The organism is Candidatus Pseudothioglobus sp. Uisw_041 (assembly GCF_048087625.1).
Taxonomy (GTDB): Bacteria; Pseudomonadota; Gammaproteobacteria; order PS1; family Pseudothioglobaceae; genus Pseudothioglobus.
In genome coordinates this window covers 49,419-69,778 of record NZ_CP159805.1, presented here as the reverse complement: position 1 = coordinate 69,778, position 20,360 = coordinate 49,419, and the positions used below count along the sequence as shown (strand labels likewise).

21 protein-coding genes and 2 tRNA genes are annotated in these 20,360 nt (G+C 39.2%); 8 read left to right on the top strand and 15 right to left on the bottom strand.

Annotated elements, in window-relative coordinates; translation table 11 throughout:
• Window position 1: 1 nt before the first annotated feature.
• Together ABXT44_RS00355 and rsmI are read right to left on the bottom strand one after the other, a co-directional pair.
• On the bottom strand, window positions 2-316 hold the full coding sequence (locus ABXT44_RS00355) for a (2Fe-2S) ferredoxin domain-containing protein (protein WP_271556386.1): 315 nt from the start codon (window positions 314-316) through the stop codon (window positions 2-4).
• Window positions 313-1,143 carry a 16S rRNA (cytidine(1402)-2'-O)-methyltransferase gene (gene rsmI / locus ABXT44_RS00350; RefSeq protein WP_416687132.1) on the bottom strand — a complete coding sequence of 277 codons (831 nt, stop codon included), beginning with the start codon at window positions 1,141-1,143 and terminating at the stop codon, window positions 313-315. The genes ABXT44_RS00355 and rsmI overlap by 4 nt, the downstream gene beginning before the upstream one ends.
• 168 nt (window positions 1,144-1,311) lie before the next feature.
• Between rsmI and ABXT44_RS00345 the strand changes: the two genes are divergently transcribed.
• The gene (locus tag ABXT44_RS00345) at window positions 1,312-2,034 is read left to right on the top strand and encodes a BON domain-containing protein (RefSeq protein ID WP_416687130.1); all 723 of its coding nucleotides are present in this window, start codon (window positions 1,312-1,314) and stop codon (window positions 2,032-2,034) included.
• Here the strand turns inward: ABXT44_RS00345 and ABXT44_RS00340 are convergent.
• From ABXT44_RS00340 to ABXT44_RS00305, 8 genes are all read right to left on the bottom strand, one after another.
• Window positions 2,031-2,609 carry a ribonuclease HII gene (locus ABXT44_RS00340; RefSeq protein ID WP_416687128.1) on the bottom strand — a complete coding sequence of 193 codons (579 nt, stop codon included), beginning with the start codon at window positions 2,607-2,609 and terminating at the stop codon, window positions 2,031-2,033. The genes ABXT44_RS00345 and ABXT44_RS00340 overlap by 4 nt on opposite strands.
• Window position 2,610: 1 nt before the next feature.
• On the bottom strand, window positions 2,611-3,876 hold the full coding sequence (purD, locus tag ABXT44_RS00335) for a phosphoribosylamine--glycine ligase (RefSeq protein ID WP_416687126.1): 1,266 nt from the start codon (window positions 3,874-3,876) through the stop codon (window positions 2,611-2,613).
• A 40-nt stretch (window positions 3,877-3,916) separates the two neighbouring features.
• Complete coding sequence (truB, locus tag ABXT44_RS00330) at window positions 3,917-4,828, bottom strand: tRNA pseudouridine(55) synthase TruB (protein ID WP_416687124.1); 912 nt, start codon at window positions 4,826-4,828, stop codon at window positions 3,917-3,919.
• An 11-nt stretch (window positions 4,829-4,839) separates the two neighbouring features.
• Entirely contained in the window at window positions 4,840-5,178 is a 339-nt protein-coding gene (gene rbfA / locus ABXT44_RS00325) for a 30S ribosome-binding factor RbfA (protein WP_271541843.1), read from the bottom strand.
• A 14-nt stretch (window positions 5,179-5,192) separates the two neighbouring features.
• Window positions 5,193-7,634, bottom strand: a complete 2,442-nt coding sequence (infB, locus tag ABXT44_RS00320) for a translation initiation factor IF-2 (protein WP_416687122.1) — start codon at window positions 7,632-7,634, stop codon at window positions 5,193-5,195.
• Window positions 7,635-7,685: 51 nt separating this feature from the next.
• On the bottom strand, window positions 7,686-9,161 hold the full coding sequence (gene nusA / locus ABXT44_RS00315; protein WP_416687119.1) for a transcription termination factor NusA: 1,476 nt from the start codon (window positions 9,159-9,161) through the stop codon (window positions 7,686-7,688).
• A gap of 9 nt (window positions 9,162-9,170) precedes the next feature.
• The gene (gene rimP / locus ABXT44_RS00310; RefSeq protein WP_416687117.1) at window positions 9,171-9,632 is read right to left on the bottom strand and encodes a ribosome maturation factor RimP; all 462 of its coding nucleotides are present in this window, start codon (window positions 9,630-9,632) and stop codon (window positions 9,171-9,173) included.
• A gap of 42 nt (window positions 9,633-9,674) precedes the next feature.
• A tRNA-Met gene (locus ABXT44_RS00305) sits at window positions 9,675-9,751 on the bottom strand.
• A gap of 98 nt (window positions 9,752-9,849) precedes the next feature.
• Between ABXT44_RS00305 and gshB the strand changes: the two genes are divergently transcribed.
• On the top strand, window positions 9,850-10,806 hold the full coding sequence (gshB, locus tag ABXT44_RS00300; RefSeq protein ID WP_416687115.1) for a glutathione synthase: 957 nt from the start codon (window positions 9,850-9,852) through the stop codon (window positions 10,804-10,806).
• Here the strand turns inward: gshB and crcB are convergent.
• On the bottom strand, window positions 10,792-11,193 hold the full coding sequence (gene crcB / locus ABXT44_RS00295; protein ID WP_416687113.1) for a fluoride efflux transporter CrcB: 402 nt from the start codon (window positions 11,191-11,193) through the stop codon (window positions 10,792-10,794). The two genes, gshB and crcB, sit on opposite strands and share 15 nt — an antisense overlap.
• Window positions 11,190-12,443, bottom strand: coding sequence for a replication-associated recombination protein A (locus tag ABXT44_RS00290; RefSeq protein WP_416687111.1), 1,254 nt, complete (start codon window positions 12,441-12,443; stop codon window positions 11,190-11,192). Before ABXT44_RS00290 ends, crcB begins: the two co-directional genes overlap by 4 nt.
• Window positions 12,444-12,611: 168 nt before the next feature.
• Between ABXT44_RS00290 and ABXT44_RS00285 the strand changes: the two genes are divergently transcribed.
• The 5 genes from ABXT44_RS00285 (at window position 12,612) to ABXT44_RS00265 (ending at window position 16,177) form a co-directional block, all read left to right on the top strand.
• Window positions 12,612-13,778, top strand: coding sequence for a lytic murein transglycosylase (locus ABXT44_RS00285; protein WP_416687109.1), 1,167 nt, complete (start codon window positions 12,612-12,614; stop codon window positions 13,776-13,778).
• Window positions 13,775-14,203 carry a Holliday junction resolvase RuvX gene (gene ruvX, locus ABXT44_RS00280; RefSeq protein WP_416687106.1) on the top strand — a complete coding sequence of 143 codons (429 nt, stop codon included), beginning with the start codon at window positions 13,775-13,777 and terminating at the stop codon, window positions 14,201-14,203. Before ABXT44_RS00285 ends, ruvX begins: the two co-directional genes overlap by 4 nt.
• Window positions 14,184-15,143 (top strand): aspartate carbamoyltransferase catalytic subunit, encoded by a 960-nt coding sequence (locus ABXT44_RS00275; protein WP_416687104.1) that lies wholly within the window; start codon window positions 14,184-14,186, stop codon window positions 15,141-15,143. The genes ruvX and ABXT44_RS00275 overlap by 20 nt, the downstream gene beginning before the upstream one ends.
• A gap of 2 nt (window positions 15,144-15,145) precedes the next feature.
• Window positions 15,146-15,703 (top strand): UPF0149 family protein, encoded by a 558-nt coding sequence (locus ABXT44_RS00270; protein ID WP_416678138.1) that lies wholly within the window; start codon window positions 15,146-15,148, stop codon window positions 15,701-15,703.
• Between the two features lie 105 nt (window positions 15,704-15,808).
• Window positions 15,809-16,177 (top strand): hypothetical protein, encoded by a 369-nt coding sequence (locus ABXT44_RS00265; protein WP_416687102.1) that lies wholly within the window; start codon window positions 15,809-15,811, stop codon window positions 16,175-16,177.
• 55 nt (window positions 16,178-16,232) lie between these two features.
• Here ABXT44_RS00265 and ABXT44_RS00260 read toward each other — a convergent pair.
• Window positions 16,233-16,308, bottom strand: a tRNA-Phe gene (locus tag ABXT44_RS00260).
• 68 nt (window positions 16,309-16,376) lie between these two features.
• Complete coding sequence (trxB, locus tag ABXT44_RS00255) at window positions 16,377-17,324, bottom strand: thioredoxin-disulfide reductase (protein ID WP_416687099.1); 948 nt, start codon at window positions 17,322-17,324, stop codon at window positions 16,377-16,379.
• A gap of 47 nt (window positions 17,325-17,371) precedes the next feature.
• On the opposite strand from trxB, the gene ABXT44_RS00250 reads away from it, so the two are divergent.
• Window positions 17,372-19,708 carry a DNA translocase FtsK gene (locus tag ABXT44_RS00250; RefSeq protein ID WP_416687096.1) on the top strand — a complete coding sequence of 779 codons (2,337 nt, stop codon included), beginning with the start codon at window positions 17,372-17,374 and terminating at the stop codon, window positions 19,706-19,708.
• Here ABXT44_RS00250 and ABXT44_RS00245 read toward each other — a convergent pair.
• A complete protein-coding gene (locus tag ABXT44_RS00245; protein WP_271537147.1) occupies window positions 19,705-20,283 on the bottom strand; it encodes a hypothetical protein in 579 nt (192 codons plus the stop codon). The two genes, ABXT44_RS00250 and ABXT44_RS00245, sit on opposite strands and share 4 nt — an antisense overlap.
• Between the last annotated feature and the right edge of the window lie 77 nt (window positions 20,284-20,360).

Below are 20,360 nucleotides of genomic sequence, written 5' to 3'. Positions count from 1 at the left end.
GCTATTTAATTAGTAATCGCTCAACCACCTTACCGCCCTCTAAGTGAGATGTAAGAATCTCGTCAATATCCTCTTCATCTATGTATTGATACCAAATATTGTCAGGATAAACAACTGCAACGGGTCCATCCTCACAGCGACCTAAACAACGGGATTCACTAACACCAAATTGGCCTTTACCCAATGTAGAATTCGCACGACATTGGTCTTTAGCGTAACGATAAAGCTCTTTCGCGCCGTTTTCTGAGCAGCACTGCTTCCCATCTTGTCGAATATTGTTACAGAAAAAAATGTGGTGTTTGTAGAAATTATTCATAACTCTATAGCCTTATTGTAGCAATGTTTTTTATCGATACCAGTAATTTTAGCAGCCAATTTTGCCGCTTTTGATGCGCCCATTTCAGCGCAAAGGATTGGCAAAATTTTCCCTAATTGGTTTTGAGCATCAACAAGATCTATTTTATCAGCTGAAGATATTAGTATTACAAATTCACCTTTTTGATGCGCTAAATCAGCAGCAAGGTATTCGATTACATTCTCTATTATGTCAGTGCGGATTGTTTCAAAGGATTTGGTCAGCTCTTTAGCAAGACAGACCTTGCGCTCATTTCCAAATACTTCCAACATGTCCGTTAAAGTTGTCAATATTCGCTTAGGCGACTCGTAGAAAATAATTGTCTCATTAAGGGCGATTTTATTCTGAAGATATTTAATTCTTGCAATTTTTTTTGAAGGCAGAAATCCAAAAAACGAAAAGCTATTACTTGCTAAGCCAGAAGCTGAAAGGGCTGTAATTATTGCACTAGGTCCTGGGATAGGCACAACCTCAATCCCTTCTTTTTTTGCCTGTGAAACTAAAAAATAGCCTGGATCACTTATCAAAGGGGTTCCAGCATCACTTATAAGTGCAAGTGAAATACCAGAATTTAGCTCAGAAATAATAGATTCAGTCTTCTCTCGCTCATTGTGCTCATGAAAAGCTTTTAGGGGCGTTGAAATTTCAAAGTGTGCAAATAATTTTTTGCTATGTCTGGTATCTTCAGCTAAAACTATATCGACATTCTTTAGTGTTTCGATTGCCCTATAAGTAATATCATTCAAATTGCCAATTGGAGTTGCTACAATAAAAAGCTTTCCTATCATTTTAAAGTCTTAACCAAGGTTCATATATTTTATTACCATTATGCTTTATTAACTTGCATTATTATCAAAATTTATCTATGTCTTTAGCTTTAATAAATACTGATACTACTTTAAAATACAGACATATCTTTTTTTGAAACTTTGGCTAACTAGAAACAAGGAGTATTAATGAAAAAAGTAATTATATTATCTGCACTTCTCATATCATCCAATATCTTAAGTTCATGCGTTCCAATAGTTCAAGGCGCTGCAGCAGTTACTACTGTTGCCACAATGTCTAATGATCGCCGCACAATGGGTGAAATTTTGGATGACAAAACTCTTTATATGAATTTAGGGAACATTGTCAGTAAAGATTCCATGCTAGAAGATACGCATATTAACTTTAATGTCTATAACAAATCAGTATTAATGGTTGGTGAAGTGCCAACTGATGATCTTAAAAGCTATCTTGAGGAAACAGTTAAGAAAAGAGCGCCAAAGATGAGCCAACTGATTAATGAAGTAGCAGTGATGCCAAATAGTAGCTACTTAAATCGCGCTAGAGACGGAGTAATTTCAGTTCAGATAGAGGCTCTATTCCTTGATCAAGAAGTATTTCATCCGGCTCATGTTTCTGTTCTTACTGAAAGGGCAACAGTCTACTTAATGGGATCTGTAACAAAAAGGGAAGCAGAACATGCTACCAATGTTGCTAGTAAAGCAAAAAATGTAAAACAAGTTGTTAAACTTTTTAACTATCTAGCAACAAAACCTGCAGCAGAAATTGAAAAGGATAACAAGAAAAAAGAAGAGGCAGAGAAAAGAGCTATTCTTGAAGCAAAAAAAGCAGAGCTTGAAGCTGCTCAAAATGAATTACAGCAACAAATCTACGAACTAGAAACAAACTAAAGGTTTTTTATTGGCCGAAAAGTGAATCGATGCTGTCCATCAATTGGGCCATGATTTGATAAGGCAATAAGGTGCTCTTTCGTGCCATATCCTTTGTGGTTTTTAAACCCGTACTCAGGAAACCTTAAGTCCAGTTCCTTCATTTGCCTGTCTCTTGTAACCTTTGCAATAACTGATGCGGCCGAAATAACGGGCTCAGTCAAATCTCCTTTAACTATTGCACGGCAATTATCAACATCTGGACAACGATTTCCATCAACAAGAACTTGAAATATCTCATCTTGATTTTGACTTAACAGCTGGTGCTGTAAACTATTTATTGCTCTTGTCATCGCAAGCATTGTTGCTTGCAATATATTGATCTCATCAATTTCAATGCTGCTAGCCTCAGCCACTGACCAAAAGCACTGGTTAGTAATCTGGCAGTAGAAATCTTCACGTTTTTTTTCTGTTAATTTCTTAGAGTCAGTGAGACCCTCAATATAAAAATTAACAGGAAAAATTACTGCTGCTGCCACAACATTCCCAACTAAAGGGCCTCTTCCAGCTTCATCTACGCCAATAATGTTAAGCACCCTATATACCTTTAAAGCCAATGTCAGTTCTAAAGTAGCCCCCTTCCCAACTTACTGAATTAATAAGCTGATAAGCTTTTTCTTGTGCCTCTTTAATGTCCACGCCTAATGCAGTTGCGCAAAGAACTCGCCCACCATTACTGGTAATATTACCTGCATCTAACCTTGTTCCAGCATGAAAGATTTTAGAGTTAGATTCTTCTATAGGAAGATTAATTATTTCTCCTTTTTTATAAGCCTCTGGATACCCAGAAGCAGCCATTACAACGCCCAAAGAAGTCCTCTCATCCCATTCAGCTTTTTCTGAATCCAAATTACCCTGAGTTGCTGAAATACATAATTTAGCTAAATTAGATTTCAAGCGCATCATTATTGGCTGCGTTTCAGGATCTCCAAATCTACAGTTGTACTCGAGTACTTTTGTCATGCCTTTATCATCGACCATAAGTCCCGCATATAAAAAACCAGTGTATGGCATGCCCTCGGCTTTCATAGCCTCAACGGTTGGTTTAATAATTTTTTCCATTACATCATCAAAAACTAAAGGGCTTACTATTGGTGCTGGTGAGTACGCCCCCATCCCTCCAGTATTTGGACCCTTATCACCATTATCTCTTGCCTTATGGTCCTGTGATGTAGCCATTGGAAGTATATTACTTCCATCAACCATAACTATAAAACTTGCCTCTTCACCCATTAAAAACTCTTCTATTACTACTCTTGATCCAGCCTCTCCAAATCGATTTCCTTCAAGCATATCATTAATAGCAAGTGTTGCTTCATTTAGAGTATTTGCAATAATTACTCCTTTTCCAGCAGCTAGTCCATCCGCCTTTATAACAATAGGCGTGACCATCTCTTTGACATATTTAATTGCAAGCTTGGATTCAGTGAAGACCTTATAAAATGCTGTTGGAATATTGTTTCTATGCATAAAATCCTTAGAGAATGCTTTTGATCCCTCTAATTGAGATGCTAGTTTTGAAGGTCCAAATATTGCCAGTCCTTCCTCTTGGAAATCATCAACTATGCCCATAACCAAAGGAGCCTCTGGCCCAACAATTGTAATGTCTATAAACTCACTTTTAGCAAACGAAATTAGCGCTGGGATATTTTCAGGGTCTATAGTAATATTTGATATTTTTTTCTCTAAGTCTGTGCCAGCATTTCCAGGTGCTACAAATACATGCTCTACTTCATCAAATAAAGAGCACTGCCAAGCTAACGCATGTTCACGGCCACCAGAGCCTATTATTAAAACTTTCATAACTACTCCTTTTAAAAACTAAGCTTGAAAAATTTTCCTCTCAAACAAAAACCCTTTTAGGCCAAACTTCAGATAAGACATTATTCTCACCAATACCAATAAACTGTTTTTTTTCGTCATAAAGCTTAATTTTTTGCCCAACATCTAGACCAGAAAACTGAACCTTTCTTCCGTGCTTAATATCAAGTGTTTGTTCAGCATCCAAATAAAGCCCTTTAAGGTTTGGTAGCATTTCATCCGCGCAAAGAAGAGTTGAATCAAGTTCGCTTAAACCTTTATTTTTTAGTTCCACTAGCTCCTCAAAAGTTCTGGCTTGAGGTATATCAAAATGAGTGAACCCAATTCTTCTTAGCTCAATAACATGCCCACCACACCCTAACGATTCTCCTATATCTTCAATCAAGGTTCGAATATACGTGCCTTTTGAACACGAAACTTCTAGGCTTAAAATTTCCTCTTCAAAGCCTTTGAACTTTATCTCATGAATTTTAACTGGCCTGGCTTCTCTTTCAACCTCAATGCCTTTTCTTGCAAGTTTATAAAGAGGCGTTCCGTTTCTCTTAAGTGCAGAGTACATCGGCGGAACTTGATTGATACTGCCTGCAAAATCTAACAAAACATTTTTGATGGCTTGCTCATTAACTCCTTTTGAGGAACCAAAATCAACGACCTGGCCATCTGAGTCTCCCGTGTCACTTATTTGGCCTAATTTACCACGCACAAAATAGCGCTTATCGCCATTCAACAAGAACTGTGCAACTTTTGTTGCTTGCCCTAAACAGATTGGCAAGAGTCCACTTGCAAGAGGGTCAAGACTTCCAGTATGTCCAGCCTTATTAGCATCGAACAAACGTTTTACATCTTGCAGGACAGTATTGGAACTGTGGCCACTAGCTTTATCAAGAAGTAAAACTCCGTTGATGTCTCTACCTTTTGGGTTGCGTTTAGACATTATTTATGGGTTTAAATTTTACTTAAGAGATCATCCATTCTAGCTCCAGCATTTGGAGCTGTATCATAAATAAAGTTTAGTGATGGGGTATGCCTTAAGTCTAAAGTTTTTGATAAAGATTTTCTAAAAAAACCACTAGCCTTATTAAGCAAAGCTGCGACAGATTTCTGAGAAAGCTCTTCGACTGAGAAAAAAACTTTTGCGCTGGTTAAATCACGAGTAACAATGACGTCAGTAATAACAACCTCTTGGAGCCTAGGATCTTTCGTTTCCTTCGATAACAAGAGGACGAGTTCACGCTTAATAAGTTCGTTTACTCTTTCGGTCCTAAAACTTATTTGTTGTGCCATTTAGAATCTCTGTCCTATAATGTTCTAGCGCGCTCTATACGCTCAAATACTTCAATTTGATCTCCAGGCTGAACGTCTTTGTAATTTAAAACTCCAATTCCACATTCAGTACCAGACTTAACTTCTTTTACATCATCTTTAAAGCGCCTTAGCGACTCTAGCTCACCTTCATAAATTACAACACTCTCTCGCAACACACGAATTGGGCTATCTTTCCTTACAACTCCCTCTTCAACCATACAGCCCGCAATATCACCAAACTTAGGCGATCTAAAGACATCTTTAACGCCCGCAATTCCAATAATATTTTCACTTAATTCTGGACTTAATAAACCGCCCATAATTGCTTTAATATCATCAATTAAATTATAAATAATACTGTAATACTCAATTTTAACACCTTCAGTATCAGCAGCCTTCTTAGCAACAGAGTCTGCCCTAACATTGAAACCAAGAACAACGGCTTCTGAAGCGCTGGCCAAAGAAATATCGGTATTATTAATTGCTCCTACGCCTGAAGATACAACTTTCACTTTAACTTCATCAGTCGAGAGCTCTTCTAAAGCCTCAACCAAGGCCTGTGCTGAGCCACGTACATCTGATTTAATTATCACATTAACTGTAGAAATTTCACCCTCTTCCATAGTGGCGAAGAAGTTATCCATCTTTTCAGCTTGCTGCTTTTGAAGCTTGGACTCTCTATCTTTTGACTTTCTAAAGTCTGCTACCTCTCTTGCCTTGCGCTCACTAGCCACAACAAGAACCTCAGCTCCAGAGTCTGGGACACCTGATAGACCTAAAATTTCAACTGGTGTTGATGGCCCTGCCTTATTAATTGGCTTACCATTATCATCAATAATTTGCTTAACTTTTCCATACTCTTGGCCCGCAATAACAATGTCACCTTTCTTAAGTGTGCCTGACTGAACAAGTATAGTAGTTACTTTTCCGCGTCCTTTATCTAAGCGAGCCTCAAGAACTACGCCACTCGCTGGCTTATCAACAACAGCCTTAATTTCTGACATTTCTGCCGTTAAAGATATACTTTCTAAAAGCTCATCAATACCTGCCCCTGTGAGGGCTGAAACTCCAACCATTAAAACATCGCCGCCCCATTCATCAGAAATAACGTCATGTGTTGAAAGCACTTGCTTCACTTTATCAAGATCTGCACCTTCTTTATCTATCTTGTTAATAGCCACAATAATAGGAACATTTGAAGCCTTAGCATGCTTAATGGATTCAATAGTTTGGGGCATAACGCCGTCATCTGCTGCGACTACAAGAATTACAATATCAGTTGCGGTTGCTCCGCGAAGACGCATTTTTGAAAACGCTGCATGGCCTGGAGTATCAATAAAAGTAATTAAATTTCCCTTTTGTTCAACTTGGTATGCGCCGATATGTTGAGTAATTCCACCCGCCTCAGCAGAGGCTACTTTCGACTTTCTAATATAGTCTAGAAGTGATGTTTTTCCATGATCGACATGGCCCATAATAGTTACTATTGGAGGTCTTGGTGCAGAGTCTTCGTCATCATATGTCTCTTGAACTAAAGTATCTTCAACTGTCTCCTCACTACTTGCAACAGGCGTATGCCCCATCTCCTCTACCACAAGCATCGCTGTATCTTGATCGATTACGTCATTAAGGGTGGCCATAACGCCCATACCCATCATGACCTTTAGTACTTCACCTGCTTTAGTCGTCATTTTGATCGCTAACTCAGATATTTTAATAGTTTCTGGGATTAAAATTTCATGCTTTACGGGCTCAACTGGCATATGAAAGCCATGCTGCGCCTGCTCATCCTGAGTTTTCTGAGAAATATGTGTTCTTTCTTTTTTCTTAAGTTTTCGATTTGGATTATGTCTAGCAACGTGAAGCTGTTTTCTATTTGATGCTGGGGATGGAGTAGACCTTAGTCTCTTAGGGCTCTTCTTTGAATCATTTGATTTTTCTGCCTCTAATTTTTCCTTCTCTTTTTTATCCTGCACTTCCTTTTCAGTTAATTCTTTTTGTGTTTTTTGAGCCAACTGCTCTTCATTTTTAATTTTTTGCTGACGAACCATGTCATTTCTTTTCGCGTCATGCTGCTCATCTTTTTCTTCCGCAATTTTTCCAGCCTCCAAAGCTTCTTTTGCTTTTAATATTGCAGCGTCGTCAACCTGTTCAGTTGGAGCAGCCTGAGGAACCTCACGTTTCTTTTTCACCTGAATCTTTACGCCACCGGAAGAGGATGTATTAGAAGCAGGTTTTGTTGTTTTCCTAGATACAGAAATACTTGACTTAGTGCTGGAGCGCTTACTCAAGCTAGACATTAGAACCTGCCTCTCATCTGCCGAAATATTCGATTCAACTGTTTTTCCTGAAATGCCTGCCCCAGATAAAATAGATAAAACCTGGTCAGGTGTTTTTTTGAGTAATTTTGATAAACTTTCTACAGTATGTGCCATATTTTTGCCTATATATTCTAGTTATTGATACTTAAAACACCTATATTAAAATTAGTCAAACCAGCCTTCTTTTTCTCTGGCTGCCATAATAACAGCAGAAGCGCTATCATTTCCAACATCTTGAATTTCCAAAACCTCAACAATTGACAGTTCAGCTAATGCATCTACTGTAGTAATTTCAGCTTCAACAAGTGCTGCTGCTAGGGCCTCGTCAACACCCTCAACGCTGAGTAAGATTTCTGTAGATTCTGCATCTGTTAATGCCTTAACTAACTGCGCATCCTGGGCTCTTTCTTGAAGCTCACCCACCATATCAGAGTCAAATTCTTCAATTTTGGATAATGCATCCGATTCAGCTTCAGCTATTTCATCAAGATTTGTATAGCCCTCATCAATCAAGACAGCGGCTACTTCTGCATCAACACCAAGTTTTTCAGCTAGCTTTTCGCCTGTTTTCTGTAACTCTTTCGCCTGGATATCATCTGCATCGCTAATAGACATTACATTAAGTTTCCAACCAGTAAGTCTACTTGCCAGCTTAATGTTCTGACCGCCCCTACCTATTGCAAGTGCTAATTGATCTTCCTCAACCGCAATATCCATAAAACCTTTCTCTTCATCAACCACAATTGAGCTAACCTCTGCTGGAGCCATAGCATTAATTACAAACTGCGCAGGGTCTTCATCCCAAAGAATAATATCAACTCTCTCTCCATTTAGTTCGTTTGAGACTGCCTGAACGCGTGCGCCCCTCATGCCAATACATGAGCCAATCGGATCTATCCGCTTATCTTTTGCCTTAACTGCAAGCTTAGAGCGAAGACCTGGGTCTCTCGCTCCAGCCTTAATTTCTATTACGCCTTCACTAATTTCAGGAACTTCCATAGTAAAAAGCTCGATCATCATATCGTTGACGGTTCGGCTCAGAAAAATTTGTGCACCACGAGGAGTAGACTTAACTTCTTTAATATAAGCCCTTAAACGATCATTTTTTCTAATTGACTCATTCGGTATCAAGTCAAACTTTGAAATCATGCCATCAATTCCACCCATATCTACAAAAACGTTTCCTCTATCAACTCTTTTGACTGTAACCATCACAACTTCTCCAACACGCTGCGTATAGTTATCAACAATAACTGTTCTTTCGGCTTCACGAACTTTTTGAATGATTACCTGTTTAGCAACTTGAGCTGCAATTCTTCCAAACTCTAGAGACTCCATTGGCTCTTCAACAAAAGCATCAATATCTAGACCGTTTGAATCTGCTTGGTAAATATGGAGCTCCGGATCAAACATTTCTCCATCATCATCAACAAATTTTTCACCATCCTCAATGACAAGCCATTGCCTAAAGGTATTAAATTCACCAGTATGTCTGTCAACCTCAACACGAACTTCAATATTATTTCGCTTCTTTGTTGCAACAGCTAACGCCTCTTCTAATGACTCTATAACATCATCTTTGGTTATATTCTTTTCGTTTGAGATTGCCTCAACCATTAAAAATAACTCTTTACCATCCATGCGCTTCTCCTAAAAATGAGCAACTAAATTTGCTTTTTCGATTAAATCTATCTCCAAAGTAACAGGGCCTAGCTCTGTTACTAATTCCAGTGAATTACTAGCTTCGCTAACACTACCAATAGCACCAGTAAAGTTTCTTCTACCATCAATTGGCCTGAATGTTCTCAAACGAACATCATGGCCTAAAAAACGTTGGTAATGTGCAATATTAAAAAGAGGTCTCTCAATACCGGGCGACGATACCTCAAGATTGTACTGCCCACTTATTGGATCCTCAACATCCATTATTGCACTTACTTGGCGAGAAACAACCTCACAATCATCCACCCCAATGCCTTCCTCTGAATCTATATAAAGCCTCAAAATAGAGTGTTTTCCACTGGCAACGTATTCAACGCCCACCAGCTCATAACCCAAATCATTGATACTTGGATTAATTAACGCAACTACTTTGTCAGATATCTTAGCCACAAAAAATTCCTAATAAAAACCCCCAAAAGAGGGGGTCTAAATTGGTAGCGGGGATAGGATTTGAACCTATGACCTTCGGGTTATGAGCCCGACGAGCTACCATACTGCTCCACCCCGCACTAAAGAGGCGAAATTATACGCCCTTAACCTCGCTACTTCAACATATTTTGACGGGCATGTATATTATTAATTAATCTGAATACTTTATACTATCCTAATGAAGCCAATTATACTCGCCGTGCTGATGGATGACATTTCCAGCATTAAGCCAATTAAAGATTCCTCATTTGCCATGATGCTAGAAGCGCAAAAACGTGGATGGGATATTTACACTTTTGATAGCACTGATATGTTTTATGGGGACGGAAAAGTTATTGCTACTGCGCGTAAGACATTAGTCAAAGATTCTGAGCATAAATGGTATAAATGTGAAGCGGCAGAAGAACTCCAGCTAACTAATATAGATGTTGTGTTTATGCGCAAAGACCCTCCGTTTGATATGGATTATATTTATGCAACTTATCTTCTAGAGCAGGTAGAGGATAGCGGGGTTTTAGTTGTGAATAAACCAAGCTCACTAAGGGATGCTAACGAAAAACTTTTTGCTTTAAATTTTCCAGACTGCATTCCAGAAACACTTGTCAGCTCAAATATCGAAAAGCTTTCAGAGTTTATCTCCAAAATTAAAGCAGTAGTTGTTAAGCCGCTGGACGGAATGGGCGGAACTGATATATTTAAACTTGCAAATGGTGATAAAAATATCGAGGAAGTACTCCTAAAAATAACCAACCAAGGAAGTCGCTATATTATGGCTCAGGAGTTTTTGCCTGAAATAAAGGACGGTGACAAACGTATTTTATTAATTAATGGAAGGCCTGTTGATTATGCGCTCGCTCGAATACCAGCAGAAGGAAACTTTAAGGGAAATTTAGCTGCAGGGGCAAAGGGTGTTGGTCAACCATTATCAGAAAGGGATCAATATTTATGTAGTCAAATTGCTCCAATGCTCATTGAAAAAGAGCTTATGTTTGTTGGGCTTGATGTTATCGGTGATTACATTACAGAAATAAACGTAACCAGCCCAACCTGCATTCGAGAGCTTGATAGTCAGTTTAATCTCAATATCTCATCTATTCTCTTAGATGAAGTTGAGGTTAAGTTAGCTCTGCGCTAAATTAAAGCCGTATTTTGCAAGCATTACGCCAAAGCTTGCAGCAAGAAGTGACAGCCCTAAATTTAACAAGATATTTAATAATGCCTGGCCATAGTTACCGCCGCTAAGCATCTCAACAGACTCAATTGAAAGCGCTGACATGGTAGTTAGAGAGCCTGCCAATCCAACAAGTAGCATTAACCGATACGTCTCACTAAGAAAGAGTTTTTCTAAGACAAAAACTACCAATAGACCTGCGATGAATGAGCCAATAATGTTTGAAATTAAGGTTCCATAGGGGAAGGCTTTATCAAAATAATGCATTGAAAAAACGCCAATATAGTATCGGCAAGTGGCTCCGACAGTGGCGCCTATACCAATGCTTACAATAGACGTTAAAGTGTTCATAAATTTGACCTAAGCTGTTTCAACTTTTCTTTAATTTTAATCTCTAGACCTCGGTCAGTGGGCTCATAATATATTTGCTCGCCCATCTCTTCAGGAAAATAAGTCTGGCCCTTACTAAAACCATCAGGCTCATGATGCGCATAGCGATAACCCTTTCCGTGCCCTAACTCTTCCATTAACTTGGTACTTGCGTTTCTAAGATGAGTAGGCACTGCAAAGTCACCTGTATTTTTTGCTGCCTCTATAGCTTGATTAAATGCGCTATAAACTGCATTTGATTTTGGCGCACACGCACAAAAAACAGCCGCTTGAGCGATGGCTCTATTTCCCTCTTTATCTCCGAGGCGCTCATAAACATCCCAGGCATTAATAGTAATTTGGAGCGCCCTTGGATCGGCGTTACCTATATCCTCTGATGCAATTGCTAAAAGCCTTCGAGCGATAACCTTTGGATCGCAGCCTGAAACAATCATCCTTGCCATCCAATAAAGAGCGCCATCTGGAGAAGAGCCCCTGACAGACTTATGGAATGCAGAAAGCTGTTGGTAATAAATATCGCCGCCCTTATCAAAGCTGCTTACTTTTTCCTGGAGCGTTTTAGCAATATCATCTCTATATAGAGTTTTTTTTGGTGTTTCAGTTAGCTGCTCAATGATATTAATTAAGCGCCTGGCATCGCCATCACTGCCATCAATAATCAGAGCTAGTGATCCGTCGTCATCTAGAAGGATATCTTGATTCTTTAATGCTTTTGAGGCTATAGTTGAGAGGTCCTCACTGCTTAACTTATCAAGAATATACACCCTTGATCTTGAGAGTAATGATGAGTTAATTTCAAAAGAAGGATTTTCTGTAGTTGCTCCAATTAATGTAATTAATCCAGACTCAATATGAGGCAGAAAAGCGTCCTGCTGAGCTTTATTAAAACGATGAATTTCATCAACAAATAGTATCGTATTTTTATCCTGGTGCTTATAGAGCTGGGCATGCTCTATTACATTTCTAAGCTCTTTAATGCCGTCAAGTACTGCTGACATTTGTTCAAAATGGGCACCCATCTGCGAGCAAATAATACGGGCAAGGGTGGTTTTTCCAACACCAGAAGGCCCCCATAAAATCATTGAGTGGAGATGTTTGTCGGCCAAAGCCTTACCAATCGGCTTATCAGGGTCAAGCAAATGACGCTGGCCAATAAATTCGCTCAGCGCACTGGGTCTTAGTATTTCTGCAAGGGGCCTATAAGTTGGCATTAAATTAAGGATTGATTTTATAATTTTATAATTATCTTCTTTATTTCATATTAATAGCGCAGATAATTTTAATTTATTTCTAAATAATGTTCTTTTTTCCCATCCATCGCCATCATTACTGCAAAAAAGTATTAAAATAAGAACGTATTCACGCACTATTATTTACTTATGTTTTTAAGATTTTTTTGTCTCATTTTTCTCACTACAAGCGTTTTTGCAAGCTCACATTCGTTTGAAGAATTTCTAGATCAGGTCCGCAAAACTGCAACTGAGCAAGGAGTTTCTAAATCAACCATTGATAAGGCTTTCTTTGAGCTTACGCCAAGACCTTCTGCCATTGCATCGGACAAAGCTCAAGCAGAGTTTAATCAAAATTTTTGGCATTATGTAAACAAAAGAGTTAATAAAGTTCGCCTTAATAATGGCAAAGACACGTTAAAAAATAATGCTTCATTACTAAGTAAAACCTCTGAAAAGTACGGCGTCCCAGCCTACGTTATAGTTGCATTTTTAGGACTTGAAAGTAACTATGGAAATTATATGGGTAGTGATAGCCTTATTCGCTCTTTGGCAACACTTGCCTATGACAAAAGACGATCAAAATTTTTTACAAGGGAGCTTATTGCTGTTTTAAAGTTGATGGATAAGAAAACCATTCCGTTTGATGCAACTGGATCTTGGGCCGGCGCAATGGGCGCAGTGCAATTTATGCCAACTAATGTCATCGCGTATGGTGTTGATGCCAATAATGACGGCAAAGTAGACCTGTGGAATGAGAAGGCTGATATTTATGCTAGTGCTGCTAACTTTCTAAACAAACTTGGCTGGAAAAAAAGTGAAAAATGGGGAAGAGAAGCCTTAATTCCTAAAAACTTCGACTATCAATTAACTGGATTAGATAATGAAAAGACAGTTAATGAATGGGCGGCACTTGGGGTTCGACGAGGGAACAACTCAAACCTACCAAAATCAAACTTTAAGGCCTCTTTAATTGTACCAATGGGCCACAGAGGGCCGGCATTTTTAGTGTACCGAAACTTTAATACAATAATGGGATGGAATCGCTCTATCTTGTATGCTCTTTCAGTGGCTTATCTATCCGACAGGCTTAACGGCAACGCAAAACTATCTGCAAAAACTATTGATGAGCCCCTCCTTAGCAAAGAAGACATTATGCAAATTCAAAATACCTTGAATTTACTGGGCTATGATACCGGCACTCCTGATGGTATGGCGGGATCTAAAACTCGAAAAGCAACTAGACAGTTCCAGTCTGACATTGGTCTTACAGCAGACGGTTATGTCGGTTATGAATTATTTCAACAGCTTCAATGACCGTCAAAACCTACCTTGGTTTTGATGTAGGAACTAAACGCACCGGTATTGCTATTGCCAATAGCCTGACCTCCCATGCAAGCGGAATTGATACGGTTCTTCATCACAAAGATGGCTCCACAAATTGGGAGCATCTTGAGCTAATCATTAATCAGCATGAGGCTGATGCTTTTATTGTTGGGCTGCCTCTTGACAAAGAAAATAAAGAACAAGAGATGACCTTTATAGCAAAGTCGTTTGGCAAAAAACTAACTAAGCGATTTAATGTTGAGGTCTTTTTTATAGACGAGTATTTATCCTCTTCAGAAGCAAAAAAACAACTAAAATGGCACTACGCCCATAAAAACGCTGATAGAGGTGATGTAGATAAGCGTTCAGCTGAACTAATTTTGCAAACTTGGCTCAATGAAACCACACACGATTAGCAACGATTCTCAACTAAACTCAAAAGGAAGGCTAGCTCATCTTTTAGGTTTAAAAGGTCTTCCAAAAAAACAACTCGAAAAAATATTAGACGTAGCTGATGGCCATGTCGATAAAAATGGTCAGCTCCAAAAATCTAAGATCTTAAGAGATATGTCTGTCGCCAATCTCTTCTTCGAGCCTTCAACTCGAACAAGAAATACTTTTGAAATAGCTGGCAAACGAACGAGCGCTAAAACAATTAACGTTGACCTTGCAAATTCAGCAACTAAAAAAAATGAAACCTTGATGGATACTATGCACACCCTCAAGGCAATGCAAATCGATATGTTCGTGATTCGTCACAAACAAAATGGACTCCCGCATCATGTTGCAGAAAACATGAAAGGCGTATCCATTATAAATGCAGGGGACGGAATTAATGCTCATCCGACCCAAGCCCTTCTGGATATGTTAACCATAAGGCAGCGTAAAAAAACCTTTAATAACTTATCCGTTGCAATTGTTGGTGACATAAGACATTCGCGTGTTGCGCGATCTGGAATACAGGCCATGCAAACTTTAGGCACAACCGACATACGATTGATTGCTCCGGACACCCTTCATTACAAAGAAGAAACGCCTGGCTTAGAGCGCTTTGATAATCTTCAAAAAGGCATCGAAGGTGCTGACGTTATTATCTCTTTGAGACTGCAAAAAGAAAGAATGATTGCCGCAGATATCCCAGATGAGCAGACTTACTTTGATAGCTTTGGAATTACAAATGAGATCTTAAAATTTGCAAAGCCCGATGCAATTGTCATGCATCCAGGGCCAGTTAACAGAGGAATTGAGCTTGAATCATCCGTTGCGGATGGGCCTCAATCAGTTATCCTTCAACAGGTAACGAATGGCATTGCAGTTCGAATGGCCGTCATGGAAATTTTAGCTGGAGCGTTTTAAAAATGAGTCAACCTATCAATTATGATCTGGCAAAAGATGCCCTTCAAAAGCTTAATACCGATGACACAATTTCTTCAGCCCATGGATTATTGTGCGGATTTTATTGCGTCAAGCAAGATATTCAATTAGATGACTGGCTAAATGAAATACTAGTTACTATTGATTTAAATAACCTAATTGAAAAGGAAGCTCATCATGTGCTTGCAGAGATATTTAATAACACCAATGAACAACTATCAGACCCTACGTTAAATTTTTGGCCGGTTATTGCAGATGACGAGTCACCGCTAAGAGAGCAAGCAAATACTCTTATTGAGTGGTGCCAGGGATTATTGGTTGGTCTTGGACTGAGCTCGGTAGAAGCCTCAGATGAAGAGGTATTAGAGATGATCAAGGACATTAGTGAGATTTCTCAGATGGATGCTGACCTATTAGATAACGAGGAAAACACTCAAGACTTTTATGAAATCGTTGAGTTTGTTCGAATAGGCGTTCTCTTTATTCAAGAAACATTACAGCCCTCAAAACAGGACTTTATCAGCCCTACTCAGCTTCACTAAAAAGCTGTCGCTTGATTTAACAGGAATTATTCCTATTAAAGTTTATAATTATATTTAGCTCATTTTGAGCTTAATGGAAAACTTTGATAACTTTAGGAGTAAAAAATGACTTTACAAAATCTACTTAGAGCTCAAGCTATTTTTGTTTGGGTGTATGCATTATTATTTTGGGTTGCGCCTGAAATGGCCGCACAGGGAGCTGGCTGGACAGTTAGCGAAAATATGAGGTCTTTTGGCCAGATTCTATCTGTTCCATTATTTGCCCTTGGCCTGTTTGCATGGATGGCGCCATCTTGGGTGGGAGACAACCTCAATAAAGTTTGTGTTATTTATGGTGTCTATCTAAACCTTGCACTTATTGCAGTCCAGCTTCTACACATTTCCACAGGCGCTGCTTTGCTTGACCCAATGTCTTTATTGCCTGCAATAGTTTTGGCAGCTTTATTCTTCTGGAAGACGCGCGCCTCAAACTAGAAAATTAGTTATAAAAAAGCCGAATTAAACAATCGTCTAATTCGGCTTTTAAAAATGGTGGCCACACCTAGAATTGAACTAGGGACACAGGGATTTTCAGTCCCTTGCTCTACCAACTGAGCTATATGGCCAAATCGCGTAATTATACACAAGGCAAAACAAATCAGACTTTGAATTTCATCCTCGAGCTACTTGATCCCTACAAATTATCTAAAAATCGTTCAGCGTCTAATGCCGCCATGCAGCCTGAACCTGCAGAGGTAATGGCTTGGCGATAAACGTGGTCTGCAACATCCCCAGCAGCAAAAACGCCTTCAACACTTGTTTGTGTTGCGTTACCCTTGAGTCCTGCCTCAACTTGAATATAGCCACTATTAATATCTATCTGGCCCTCAAAAATACCCGTATTTGGCGTGTGGCCAATGGCTATAAAGACACCATGAACATCGATTTCTTTAGTTTTTCCATCGTTTCCCTTAAGTCGAAGCCCAGTAACGCCCATATCATTTCCCAAAACCTCTTCTAGATTATGGTTCCACTCAATAGATACATTGCCATTTTTAGATTTTTCCATAAGCTGGTCAGATAGAATTTTTTCAGACCTAAACTTATCACGTCGATGAATAATAGTCACATGTTCCGCAATATTTGAAAGGTAAAGAGCCTCCTCAACTGCCGTATTGCCGCCGCCAATAACTGCAACTTTTTGGCCTCTATAGAAAAAACCATCACAGGTTGCGCATGCAGAAACGCCCTTGCCTTTAAAAGCTTCTTCAGAATCCAGTCCAAGATATTGGGCTGTAGCTCCAGTTGAAATTATCACAGCATCCGCAGTATAAGTAGTGTCACCACCCTGAAGCTTAAACGGACGCTTAGAAAAATCAACACTAGTAATATGGTCATTAATTATTTCTGTATTAAAACGAAGGGCATGCTCTTTCATTCGCTCCATTAGGTCTGGACCTTGAAGACCATCATGATCTCCTACCCAATTATCCACATCCGTTGTAGTCATTAATTGACCACCCTGTTCAAACCCACTAACCATCACTGGATTAAGATTTGCTCTTGCTGCATAAACTGCTGCTGAGTAGCCGGCAGGGCCTGACCCAACAATCAAAACTCGACAATGTTTGATATCACTCATTATGAAATACTTTATACTAATTAACCAAATGAGTATTATAAGCTATCTTGAAAAAAAATAATAAACGCACATCTACAAATACCCCCATAAATAATCCGCGCTCAAAGATTGCAAGTGAGTCGATTTTTATTCTTCTCTTAACTCTTGGTGTCGTTTTCCTAATTTCACTTGTGACATATTCACCCGATGAAGATCCATGGACTGGGGGCGCACAACTAGTTAAACCAGTTATAAATAGTGCAGGAATGTTTGGTGCTTATCTGAGCGATATAAGCATTGCAGTTCTTGGTTACGTCTCTTACATCATTCCTATAGCTCTAATCTGGCTTGGATATAACTTTCATAGAGATGCAAATAAAGAGCGCAGCAGTCAGATTACCTTCTTGCTTCGATTGACTGCGTTTCTCGTCATGCTTTTTTTTACAGCAGCGCTAGCGCATCAATTTGCGCCAGAGATAAAAATTATTGAAGGGTATAAAGATACATTTTTAGCGGGTGGATCGATTGGCATGTCAATGCATGATCTGGTGTTTTATGAAATTTTTGGTAACTCATCTACAATAATATATATTGGCATTATTTTTGTTAGCTTTAGTATCGCCTCGAGCGCGTCATGGGGAAGCATCAGCACATTCCTTTTCAAAAAAACCTTTAATAGGGATAAAAAGACTGCAGATAATAATAGCAGTTTAAGGGCTAAACCTGAAATTATCAGCTCTACTCCAGCTGCTGTAGAGAAACCTCAAAAAACTGAGAAATCAGAGAAACCTCAAAAAACTGAGAAAACAGAAAAACCTCAAAAAACTGAGAAATCAGAGAGACCTAAAAAAGAACAGGGCAGCAATCTATACAAATCAGGCATGTCAGGCGGGCTCCCAAGCCTTTCACTCTTAGATGACGTGAGTAATTCTGGCTTAGGCTACACAGACGAGTTCCTGGTTGAAATGGGCCAACAAGTTGAAATTAAATTAAAGGATTTTGGCTTTGACGTAACAATAACTGCCGTAACTCCAGGTCCTGTAGTGACTCAATTTGAAATCTCGCTTGCCCCAGGAATTAAAGTTAGTCAGATTATGAATCTTAACAAAGATCTAGCTAGAGCGCTGCTTGTGGAAAGTGTTCGCATAGTCGATGTGATTCCAGGTAAACCAGTTATTGGCCTTGAAATTCCGAACAATAATAGAGAGATGATTGGGCTTAAAGAAATCCTTTCAAGTGAAGTATTCACAAAAGCTAAGTCAACGCTTTCCATGGGGCTTGGTAAAGATATCAATGGATTGCCGATTGTTGTTGATCTTGCGAAAATGCCGCATCTCTTAGTAGCTGGCGCAACGGGAATGGGTAAATCAGTTGGCCTTAATGCAATTATTCTTAGCATCCTCTATAAGGCTTCACCAGAGCAAGTAAGGTTTATCATGATTGATCCAAAAATCGTTGAGCTTGCATCTTATGCAGACATTCCGCACCTCCTTACTCCTGTTGTTACCAATATGAATGAAGCTGCAAGTGCGCTTTGGTGGTGTGTCAATGAGATGGAAAGGCGCTATAGTCTTTTGGCTAAGTTTAGTGTTAGAAACATCGAGTCATTTAATGAAAAGCAGCGCCGTGCTCAAGAGTCAGGAAAACCTTTGTTAGATCCTTCATTTAATCCAGATAACGCAAAAGAAGGTGAAAAGCATCCAGAGCTTGAATCGCTCCCCCTTATCGTTATAGTTATAGATGAATATGCCGATATGCTTGGTGCTCTTGCACAAGAAGACCGCGCTAAGTCTAAGCGAGTTGAAGGCCTTATTGTTCGAATTGCTCAAAAAGCTCGAGCAGCTGGAATACACCTTATTGTTGCAACGCAGCGCCCTAGTGTTGATGTTATAACTGGTCTAATTAAATCCAATATACCAACAAGAGTGTCTTTTAAAGTTTCATCAAAGACAGACTCGAGAACTATTTTGGATCAATCAGGTGCTGAGCAGCTTCTTGGAATGGGTGATATGCTTTATATGGCGCCTGGTATGACTCATCTTACAAGGGTTCATGGAGCATTTGTGGAGGATAGCGAAATTCTGCGAGTCGTGAAGCACCTTAAGAAAAACTCGAGCCCTAACTACTTAGAGGGGGTTCTTAAAGCACAGACTGAGGTTGTCAGTAATAAAGATTCTGGACAATCCTCTGGTGAATTAGATCCACTTTTTGATGAAGCAGTGCAAATTGTCACCTCTACAAGAAGGGCCTCAATCTCTAGTCTACAAAGAAGAATGCGAATTGGCTATAACCGCGCTGCCAGAATTATCGAAGACATGGAGTCCAGCGGAATCGTTAGCTCTATGAATAGTGCCGGAAATAGAGATGTTTTGGCGCCAGAGCCTATTGATCCAGATGAAACTTAGCCACTAGGGCATAGGCTAGGATTCCAAAATTCATCTTCAATTTTTCCCATAGAGAAAATTAATCCCACAATATCAGTAAACGAGAACTTCTCGATATCGCCAACAGCAATAATATACTGACCTGTATTAGAGTTATTAAATACTCTTATGTAATAAGTTCCAGCTTTAAACACTCGATCTGAAAGAAAGCTTTCTCCCACTTCTGGACCATTCCAATACCACTGTTTTCCATACTCTTCATACCAAGGTGTCCACTCAAAGTTTTCGCCATCGGCCATAAATAACGGATGGAAATCGGAGTCTAGAACCTCAAAAGAAAATTTTTCTTCTAGCGTGCACTCTCCAATCTTCGCGGCCAGAATACCTGCATAAAAGTTAAAATCAGTTTCAGACTCAATTCGATAAAAATGAGGCTCCCCAGTAAGTGTTGAATAAATAGCTTTTGAGATTTCAGGCTCTTCAATTTCATAGGGTGCGTCGGCAGGATAGCTTGAATTTTCATTCATTACTGGCTTATGGGCAATTGAATAGCTAGAAAAGATTAGGAGCGCTACAAAGGTCAGAATTTTTTTCATAATTTTTATAGTTTTTTTGTAAGATTAGATAATAGGCTTAAAGAACCCTTATTACTCATAAAATATTTATGGTTTTT

Excerpts from the sequence above, each read along its gene's own strand:
- ABXT44_RS00355 (WP_271556386.1), bottom strand. The coding sequence starts at position 316 with ATGAATAATTTCTACAAACACCACATTTTTTTCTGTAACAATATTCGA.
- rsmI (WP_416687132.1), bottom strand. The coding sequence starts at position 1,143 with ATGATAGGAAAGCTTTTTATTGTAGCAACTCCAATTGGCAATTTGAAT.
- ABXT44_RS00345 (WP_416687130.1), top strand. The coding sequence starts at position 1,312 with ATGAAAAAAGTAATTATATTATCTGCACTTCTCATATCATCCAATATC.
- purD (WP_416687126.1), bottom strand. The coding sequence starts at position 3,876 with ATGAAAGTTTTAATAATAGGCTCTGGTGGCCGTGAACATGCGTTAGCT.
- truB (WP_416687124.1), bottom strand. The coding sequence starts at position 4,828 with ATGTCTAAACGCAACCCAAAAGGTAGAGACATCAACGGAGTTTTACTT.
- rbfA (WP_271541843.1), bottom strand. The coding sequence starts at position 5,178 with ATGGCACAACAAATAAGTTTTAGGACCGAAAGAGTAAACGAACTTATT.
- infB (WP_416687122.1), bottom strand. The coding sequence starts at position 7,634 with ATGGCACATACTGTAGAAAGTTTATCAAAATTACTCAAAAAAACACCT.
- nusA (WP_416687119.1), bottom strand. The coding sequence starts at position 9,161 with ATGGATGGTAAAGAGTTATTTTTAATGGTTGAGGCAATCTCAAACGAA.
- gshB (WP_416687115.1), top strand. The coding sequence starts at position 9,850 with ATGAAGCCAATTATACTCGCCGTGCTGATGGATGACATTTCCAGCATT.
- crcB (WP_416687113.1), bottom strand. The coding sequence starts at position 11,193 with ATGAACACTTTAACGTCTATTGTAAGCATTGGTATAGGCGCCACTGTC.
- ABXT44_RS00290 (WP_416687111.1), bottom strand. The coding sequence starts at position 12,443 with ATGCCAACTTATAGGCCCCTTGCAGAAATACTAAGACCCAGTGCGCTG.
- ABXT44_RS00285 (WP_416687109.1), top strand. The coding sequence starts at position 12,612 with ATGTTTTTAAGATTTTTTTGTCTCATTTTTCTCACTACAAGCGTTTTT.
- ruvX (WP_416687106.1), top strand. The coding sequence starts at position 13,775 with ATGACCGTCAAAACCTACCTTGGTTTTGATGTAGGAACTAAACGCACC.
- ABXT44_RS00275 (WP_416687104.1), top strand. The coding sequence starts at position 14,184 with ATGAAACCACACACGATTAGCAACGATTCTCAACTAAACTCAAAAGGA.
- ABXT44_RS00270 (WP_416678138.1), top strand. The coding sequence starts at position 15,146 with ATGAGTCAACCTATCAATTATGATCTGGCAAAAGATGCCCTTCAAAAG.
- ABXT44_RS00265 (WP_416687102.1), top strand. The coding sequence starts at position 15,809 with ATGACTTTACAAAATCTACTTAGAGCTCAAGCTATTTTTGTTTGGGTG.
- trxB (WP_416687099.1), bottom strand. The coding sequence starts at position 17,324 with ATGAGTGATATCAAACATTGTCGAGTTTTGATTGTTGGGTCAGGCCCT.
- ABXT44_RS00245 (WP_271537147.1), bottom strand. The coding sequence starts at position 20,283 with ATGAAAAAAATTCTGACCTTTGTAGCGCTCCTAATCTTTTCTAGCTAT.